This is a genomic window from Nocardiopsis nanhaiensis (genome assembly GCF_054778635.1).
In genome coordinates this window covers 23,942-31,331 of record NZ_BAAGZJ010000089.1, presented here as the reverse complement: position 1 = coordinate 31,331, position 7,390 = coordinate 23,942, and the positions used below count along the sequence as shown (strand labels likewise).

The window sequence follows — 7,390 nt, the reverse complement described above, 5'->3', positions numbered from 1 at the left end:
GTAGCGGAGCGGGTCAAGGTGGAGCGCCGTTGACGCGCGAAGCGCTCGATGGCGACGACCTTGAGGCGCGCAGCGGAGACGGCCACAATCGGGCGGCGGGAAAGGAGGACACCCCAGCCAACAGGGCGACCCCCACCAGAGAGGGAACCCCAGCCCAGAGAGGGAACCCCAGCCCAGAGAGGGAACCCCAGCCCAGAGAGGGAACCCCAGCCCAGAGAGGGAACCCCAGCCACAAGAGGCCCTGCGTGTGTAATCTACGCACAGACCGGCGCCGCCCAGGCGTCGGGATTCCGCGCGGGTACCGGCAACGGGGGCTGGGTACGGTTCGGCTATGGCCAAACCGTACAGTGACGCCCTCATGGCCGACGGTCCACTCCTGTTCGTCTCCGGACAGTCCCCGGAAGCCCCCGACGGCGGTGTCGCGGGCGACGCGGGCGGACAGACCCGGCAGATCTTCCGGAACATGGAGACCATCCTGGCCCGGCACGGGGCCGAACTCCGCCACGTGGTGAAGCTGACCTACTACCTGCGCCATATCGCCGACCTGGACGAGTTCCGCTCGGCCCTCCTGGACTGCCTGCCGGAGGGGCACCGGCCGGCGGCGAGCCTGGTGGAGGTGAGCGGTCTGGTCAACCCGCGCTTCCTGGTGGAGATCGACGCCATCGCCTGCCTGCCCCGGAGCAACGGTTGAGCGCCGCCGAACCCCCGCTCCTGGAACGCTTCGCCGCGCACCTCACCGCAGAGCTGGGCAGGTCGCCGCACACTGTGCGCGGGTACCTCTCCGATCTCAGGTCCCTCCTCGACCATCTCGACGGCCACGGCCTTTCCGAAGCCGACCTGGACGTTCCCCTGGTCCGCGCCTGGCTCTCCCGCGCCCGCGAAGCCGGGGCGAGCCGCTCCACCATCGCCCGCCGGGTGGCGGCGGTCCGAGCCCTCACCCGATACCTGCACCGCGAGGGAGCCCTGGCCGCCGACCCTGGCCCCCGACTGGCCACCCCCAGTCAGCAGCGCGCCCTGCCCACGGTCCTGAACGAGGAACAGGCCCGGGCCGCCCTGGAACGGGCAGAGCCCGAGACCCCGGTGGAGCTGCGCCGTCACGCGGTGGTGGAGCTGCTCTACGCCACCGGTATCCGGGTCGCCGAACTGTGCGCCCTGGACCTGGCCGACCTCGACCGCTCCCGGGACACCGTCCGGGTTCTGGGTAAGGGGGACAAGGAGCGCACTGTCCCGGTGGGTGCCCCGGCCCTGGAGGCCTTGGACGCCTGGATTACCGGGGGACGCCCCGAACTCACCTCCCGGTCCAGCGGGCTGGCGCTCTTCCTGGGGGCGCGTGGTGGCCGTCTGGGGGTGCGCCAGGCCCGGGAGGACGTGCACGCCCACCTGCGTGCGGCCGGTGTGGACGGTGCTCCGCACGGTCTGCGGCACAGCGCGGCCACCCACCTGTTGAACGGGGGAGCGGACCTGCGCAGCGTGCAGGAGTTCCTGGGCCATTCCAGCCCGCGCAGCACCCAGATCTACACGCACGTGTCCGTGGACCGCCTGCGCTCGGCCTACCAGCAGGCCCACCCCCGCGCCTGACCGGCCTTCGGGCCGGGCCTGCTGATCAGGCAAGGCCCGGCCCGCCGCTTCCCGGCACCGGCTCAGTCCGCCAGGTCCGGGTACAGCTCTTCGTAGGAGACGTTGGGGGTCTGGAACGGCTCCGCGTCCGTCGTCTCCGCCGAGCAGTCGGAGCTGAGGATCGGGACGTATCGGCCGGTGACCCGGCCGTCCAGCTCCTCCAGGTATTCGAGTTCCCCGCTTCCGGTCGGACTTTCAGTCACCCGGAACAGGTGCTCCCGGACTTCCGAGGCCAGGGTGTCCTCGTCATCCGGGGAGTCGCCGAGCAGCGTCGCGCGGACCGCGATCGTGGCCGCGTCGTAGTAGATCAGGCTGTAGTCGTCGTGGAAGTCCTCGGACGGGGAGGTGCCCAGCGTTTCCTCCATGGCCGACGTGTAACCGCGGAATCCCACTGGACTGTCCGCGTCCTCGTCCAACCAGGCGGGGTCGAAGGCACTGGCTTGGACGAGGCGGTAGTGCTCCGAGGCCGGGTCGTCGGTGGGGTCGCACTGCTTCGTGGAGTAGGTCTCCTCCAGGCCCGGTAGCAGACCGAGCTCCATGGCGTACACCGTGAGCGGGGGGCTGTCCCCGTCTCCGCACCGGTAGTCGTGCGCTGCGGCCAGGAAGTCCTCGAGGTCGGAGTGCCTTCCGGCGAAGAACACCGCGTTGGTATCCCCGTCGCGGCAGATCTCTGCGGCTAGGTGACCGAAATCGAACTGCTCCCCCTCCTCGCCGGCGTACCCCCTGTAGCTCAGCTCACCCGGGGAGAGGTAGGGGTCGAGATACCGGCTGAACTGTTCGGCCAGATCTCTGGAGAAGGTGTCTCCCTCATTGCTGTCGGTGAGCAGCCGGCCCCTGACCGGCTCCTCGTCCGACTCGGCATTCCGGTCCAGGTGGTCGCGGATCGCCGCCGCGAAGTCCTCGTTATTGGGAGCCGCTCGGATGAGTCCGGGGGAGTTCTCGTGATTGATCGTGGTAGAGGTCGAGGAGCTCGCGATCATGGGAATGCCGATGTCGGACAACTCCCGCGCGGCTTCCTCGGTTTGGGTGGTGGTCGAGGACTGCCCGATGACCAGGGAGAGGGGGATATCGTCGTGGACCATCGATTCGAGGTTGTTGACGACCGCCCCGGTCCCTTGCTGCACGCTTCCCTCGTTGGCCAGGTAGAGCTGGAAGACCGCCCGTCCCCCCGATGCGCGCTCCACGCCGGATTCGGTCTCCGTGAATCCGTTCAGTTGCATCAGCGCTGAGTAGGCTCCCCCGACGGCGCTGGTGATCTGATCATCGCTCAAGTCCGCGTTCTCGATCTTCGAGAACGAGCCCATGATCACTATTCGGAAGGCCTGGGCGTTGCCTTCGGAGGCGGCGATCTCCTCGACCTCGGTGTTCATGCTGTGAATCCGGTCGGTGATACCTCCGATCCCCGATTCGAAAGAATGGGCCCCGTCGTTGACGCCGACGCATTCGCCTCGGATCTGCTGCAGGCCCGTTCCGCAGACCAGCCGGGGCCAACCGACCACGACCCCCAGTGCCGTACTGATGAGAACCAAGGCCGTCAGGACGGCCGTGACGACCCGGGCACGTCTGAACCGCCGCCGCTGTCTCGGCGAGCCGATCCTGCGGACGAGCTCGGACCGGGTGATCGGGAACGTGAGGTCGCTGATGGAGGAGCGGCTCTGTTCCATTTCTCCTCCTACTCAGAAGTCCGTTTTGGCGTCGCGCGGGTTCACCGGGCGTCCCAAGGCGATGTTCTCGTGAAAATCGGCCTCGGACTGGAACGGGCTGCTGTCTTCGCATTCGGTGCCCAGTTCGTGGAATGCGGAGCGAACGCGCAGGTGTACGTCTCTGGTGTACATGCTCTCGAAGGGGTCTTCGATGACCCACTTTCCGGAGACGACACGGAGGATCTTCGATATCCGGCTGCCCAGGGAAAACCTGCCGGAACGGAGGGGCCCCCGATTGCGGACCAGGAATTCGTACCGCTGAAGCGGGGTGAAGTCCTCCGCTTCGGGGTCGTCGATCGGCGGCTGCGGTACCGACGTGCTGTGGCGGATGAGGTCGAGCACCTCGGACTCGCGGCCCGGCAGGTCGAGCAGCGCGTCGAGTGCCCGGCACACCACCATGAGGTCGCCGGAGCCGAGCGTGTAGTAGTACCAGTTGGGTGTATGGCCGCTCGACCCCCAGTCGGAGTGCCTCGCGAGCCGGTCGAACGCTTGGGTGCGGTCGCAGCGCAGCCATGTCGGTTCCTTCTGCCAGCGGCGCAGCAGTAACCGCATCAGTAGCGCCCGTGCGGAGCGCGCGGCCCCGGTGTTCTCGTTCCAGGCCAGCCAATGGCGGTCGTCGAGTCCGACCAGGTCATCGCGGAGGTCGTAGGCATCGATGAGGTGGTCGACGTCCTGGAGGTCCTTGGCCAGCGAGCAGATCGCCAGTGCTTCGAGTGTGCTGCTCTCGATGGCGAGCTCCGAGTGTTTGAGCAGGGCCCTGACGAGGGTGTCACAGAGGTGTTCCTCCAGTGTCGGGGCGTCCTCGGCGCCGCCGTGCCTCTGCCGGAGCAGGTGCTGGAGTCCGTTGTAGGCGTGGAGCCCGTCAATCGCCTGGTCCTGCAGCAGGTAGTTGGTGGCCTCCACATATCCCCCGGTGAGCCCGAAGATGAGCTCGGGGAAGTGGTCGTCTATTCGGTGCGGTTTGCTTTCCGACAGCTCGCGGACTTCGGTGGGGGTGAAGTCCGGGGCCGGGACCGCCTTCGACCTGGTTTGGAACGACGTCTCGGGGGAGCTGCTCACCAGCAGCAGCGGTGTCCGGCCGACCCTTTCGTGTGCGGTCGACGACTTGGCTGCCTGGAAGAGCGCGAGCAGCCCGCCGCCGCTGATGGCCGGCTGCTTCAGGGCGTCGACGTCGTCCAGGAAGACGATGCGGCGGTACTGGTCGGCGTCTCCGGCCTGATCACGCAGATCGGCGAGGAACGCGTGGACCAGCCACTCGTTGTGGCTGGTCTGAATCCTCCACTCGGTTTCGTGGTCCCACTCTGCCCGGTCCGTCCCGGCGTCGTCCGGATAGGGGTTGATGAGCGAGCCCCAGGCCCGGGTCGTGAACCACTGCTTCGCGGCGGTATCGGGCTTCCAGCGCGTCAGCGGGAGGGCGAGACGGACCGGACGCGCCGTGCCGACGTGGAACCTGAGGAAGACCAGTTTGACTTCGACGGCCATGCTGACGGAGGTGCGCGGTCCGCCGCGGCGCTCGAGCCGGGTCCTGCGGTCGGCACGTACCTGCCGTCTCCAGTGCCTGACGAGATCCGGCCATGCCCTGGAGTAGTCACTGTTCGGGGTGAGACCGCTCTGTATAGCGGTGAGTACCAGGTCCAGCCGTGGAAAGCGGCAACGCGGCAGCCCCGGGATCTTGGTGCTCAACTGGTCCCGGAGCTCGCGGAAAAGGTCCGGAACGGTCTCCGGGCGGTATTCGTTGCAGTTGACGAAGGCGGTCGGGGTGACCAGGCGAAGTATCTCCTTGGCCTGGGTGAGCAGGGTCGTCTTGCCGCTCCCGGAAGGACCGAAGACGGTGAGGTTCACGAACTGGTCGGACTTGTCCCGGCAATGGTCGAGGATTTCATCCAGGGGGCGGTCGCGAAGAATGGTCGCTCCGGAGACGTCGACCTGGGTGAACATGGGACGCAACTTCATCTGGGGGGATCTCCTAGATTCGGTTGCTTTGGAGGGTACTCGACGACTGCATGATTCGCAGGGGGTTCCCCGGTGCCGTGGGATGCGGCTCTGTTGGACTTTTAGGGCAGAACGTCGATCACCTGAGTCCGGTGTGTTCATCAATTCTGGGCTGACCCTGGCCAGGGATCATTTAGTGCGGCGATTCTCGGAATGGGAACAGCCGGACCTCGCCTTGGCCCAGTAGGGAGAGCGGGTCGAGGTAGGTGGTGCCGCGGATCAGGCCCCAGTGGAGGCAGGGGCGGTCGGCGCAGTGCCGGGGTTCGGTAGCGAGGGTGCCGATGGGGTCGTCGGTGACCGGGTCGCCCCGGGCCACGGAGGCCTCCACCGGCAGATATGTGGTGTGCAGCTCCCCGTGCGCGACGCTCACCACCCCCACGCCGGCCACCCGGCCCGCGAAGCGGACGCGGCCCGGGCCGGCCGCGTACACCGGCTGTTCCGGCTCGGCCGCGAGGTCCACCCCCAGGTGTCCCGCGAGCCAGCGCTGCTCCGGCGGGTCGAAGCGGCGCAGGACCTGGACAGGTGGGTCCACCGGCCAGCGCCACGAGGTGCCGGGGGCAGGAGCGGAAAGCGTGATTCGGTGCGGAAAAAGAGGGAACAGCAGGAGCGAGAGCGACAGCAGGAGGTGCCAGATGCGGCGGTGTCTCATGTATTCAGAGTGCGCGGCCCCGGCGTGCTCCGCCAGACCGCCGGTGAACCTGTGGACAACCTCCGCGCGCTGCCCCCCGAGCCGCACCGGAGGGCCCTTCGACTGATCCCCGGCCGCTCGGCGATCCCCCTGGACACAAGGCCGTTCCGGGGTGTGTCCAAGGGAGGATAGAATCATCTGTGGCCCGGAAGGGCCGACCCACAATACGCACGCCCACGCGCCTCCTCCGGGAGGGGTCGCACCTACGGTCCACACCGCCTCGGCGGGTGGCGGTACGGCCGGGGCGTCAGGATCAACCGACGGCGGAGAAGTCATCCGCCACCGCAAGGAGGACCTAGTCATGGCCACAGTCGTGACGATTCGCCAGCTCCTGGAGAGCGGCGTTCACTTCGGGCACCAGACGCGTCGCTGGAACCCGAAGATGAAGCGCTTCATCTTCACCGAGCGCAACGGCATCTACATCATCGACCTCCAGAAGTCGCTGGCGTACATCGACCGCGCCTACGAGTTCGTCAAGCAGACGGTCGCCCACGGTGGCACCATCCTGTTCGTCGGCACGAAGAAGCAGGCGCAGGAGGCCATTGACGAGCAGGCCCGCCGCGTGGGCATGCCCTACGTCAACCAGCGCTGGCTGGGCGGCATGCTCACCAACTTCTCCACCGTGCACAAGCGGCTCCAGCGCCTCAAGGAGCTGGAGGAGATCGACTTCGACGACGTCGCCGGCTCCACGCTCACGAAGAAGGAGCTGCTGAACCTTCGCCGTGAGAAGGACAAGCTCGAGCGCACCCTCGGCGGTATCCGCGACATGGCCCGCGTGCCCAGCGCGGTCTGGATCGTGGACACCAAGAAGGAGCACATCGCGATCAGCGAGGCTCGCAAGCTGAACATCCCGGTCGTCGCGATCCTCGACACCAACTGCGACCCGGACGAGGTCGACTACCCGATCCCGGGCAACGACGACGCCATCCGCAGCGTCAGCCTGCTCACCCGCGTCGTCGCCGACGCCGTCGCAGACGGTCTCCTGGTCCGTTCCGGTGCCTCCGGTGCGACTGAGGAGAAGGCCGCCGAGGAGCCCTTGGCCGAGTGGGAGCGCGAGCTCCTCGAGGGCAAGAGCGAGACGGCGACCGCCGAGGCCGTCGAGGCCGCCGCCGAGCAGGCCCCGGACGAGACCCCGACCGTTGCCCCGGCCGACGAGGTCGCCGCCGAGGCTCCGGCCGAGGTCACCTCCGAGGACTCCCCGGTGGACGCCCCCGAGCAGGCTCCGGCCGCCGCGGACGCCGCCGAGGCCGTCAAGGCTGACAACGCCGACGAGGCCAAGGCCAGCGAGTAGTCAGCGGCCACGGACACCGCCAGCTGTGTGCCGCCTCGCCCCTAGCGGGCGGGGCGGCCCGCGCGGTGTACACCCGGGCCGCTCCACTTCTTCCAGATC

6 protein-coding genes are annotated in these 7,390 nt (G+C 68.0%); 3 read left to right on the top strand and 3 right to left on the bottom strand.

Features of this window, described 5'->3' with window-relative positions:
• The first annotated feature begins 331 nt into the window (after window positions 1-331).
• Together ACYVD1_RS29220 and ACYVD1_RS29215 are read left to right on the top strand one after the other, a co-directional pair.
• Complete coding sequence (locus ACYVD1_RS29220; protein ID WP_460777732.1) at window positions 332-691, top strand: RidA family protein; 360 nt, start codon at window positions 332-334, stop codon at window positions 689-691.
• The gene (locus ACYVD1_RS29215) at window positions 688-1,578 is read left to right on the top strand and encodes a tyrosine recombinase XerC (protein WP_460777731.1); all 891 of its coding nucleotides are present in this window, start codon (window positions 688-690) and stop codon (window positions 1,576-1,578) included. The genes ACYVD1_RS29220 and ACYVD1_RS29215 overlap by 4 nt, the downstream gene beginning before the upstream one ends.
• A 62-nt stretch (window positions 1,579-1,640) precedes the next feature.
• Here the strand turns inward: ACYVD1_RS29215 and ACYVD1_RS29210 are convergent, their stop codons facing one another.
• The 3 genes from ACYVD1_RS29210 to ACYVD1_RS29200 all read right to left on the bottom strand — a co-directional run bounded on the left by ACYVD1_RS29210 (window position 1,641) and on the right by ACYVD1_RS29200 (window position 5,961).
• Window positions 1,641-3,281 carry a type 1 periplasmic-binding domain-containing protein gene (locus ACYVD1_RS29210; protein WP_460777730.1) on the bottom strand — a complete coding sequence of 547 codons (1,641 nt, stop codon included), beginning with the start codon at window positions 3,279-3,281 and terminating at the stop codon, window positions 1,641-1,643.
• A 12-nt stretch (window positions 3,282-3,293) separates the two neighbouring features.
• Window positions 3,294-5,273: an ATP-binding protein gene (locus ACYVD1_RS29205; protein WP_460777729.1), complete on the bottom strand. Its 1,980-nt coding sequence runs from the start codon at window positions 5,271-5,273 to the stop codon at window positions 3,294-3,296.
• Between the two features lie 172 nt (window positions 5,274-5,445).
• The gene (locus tag ACYVD1_RS29200; RefSeq protein ID WP_460777728.1) at window positions 5,446-5,961 is read right to left on the bottom strand and encodes a peptidoglycan DD-metalloendopeptidase family protein; all 516 of its coding nucleotides are present in this window, start codon (window positions 5,959-5,961) and stop codon (window positions 5,446-5,448) included.
• Window positions 5,962-6,301: 340 nt separating this feature from the next.
• Between ACYVD1_RS29200 and rpsB the strand changes: the two genes are divergently transcribed.
• On the top strand, window positions 6,302-7,291 hold the full coding sequence (gene rpsB, locus ACYVD1_RS29195) for a 30S ribosomal protein S2 (protein ID WP_460777727.1): 990 nt from the start codon (window positions 6,302-6,304) through the stop codon (window positions 7,289-7,291).
• Window positions 7,292-7,390 lie beyond the last annotated feature (99 nt).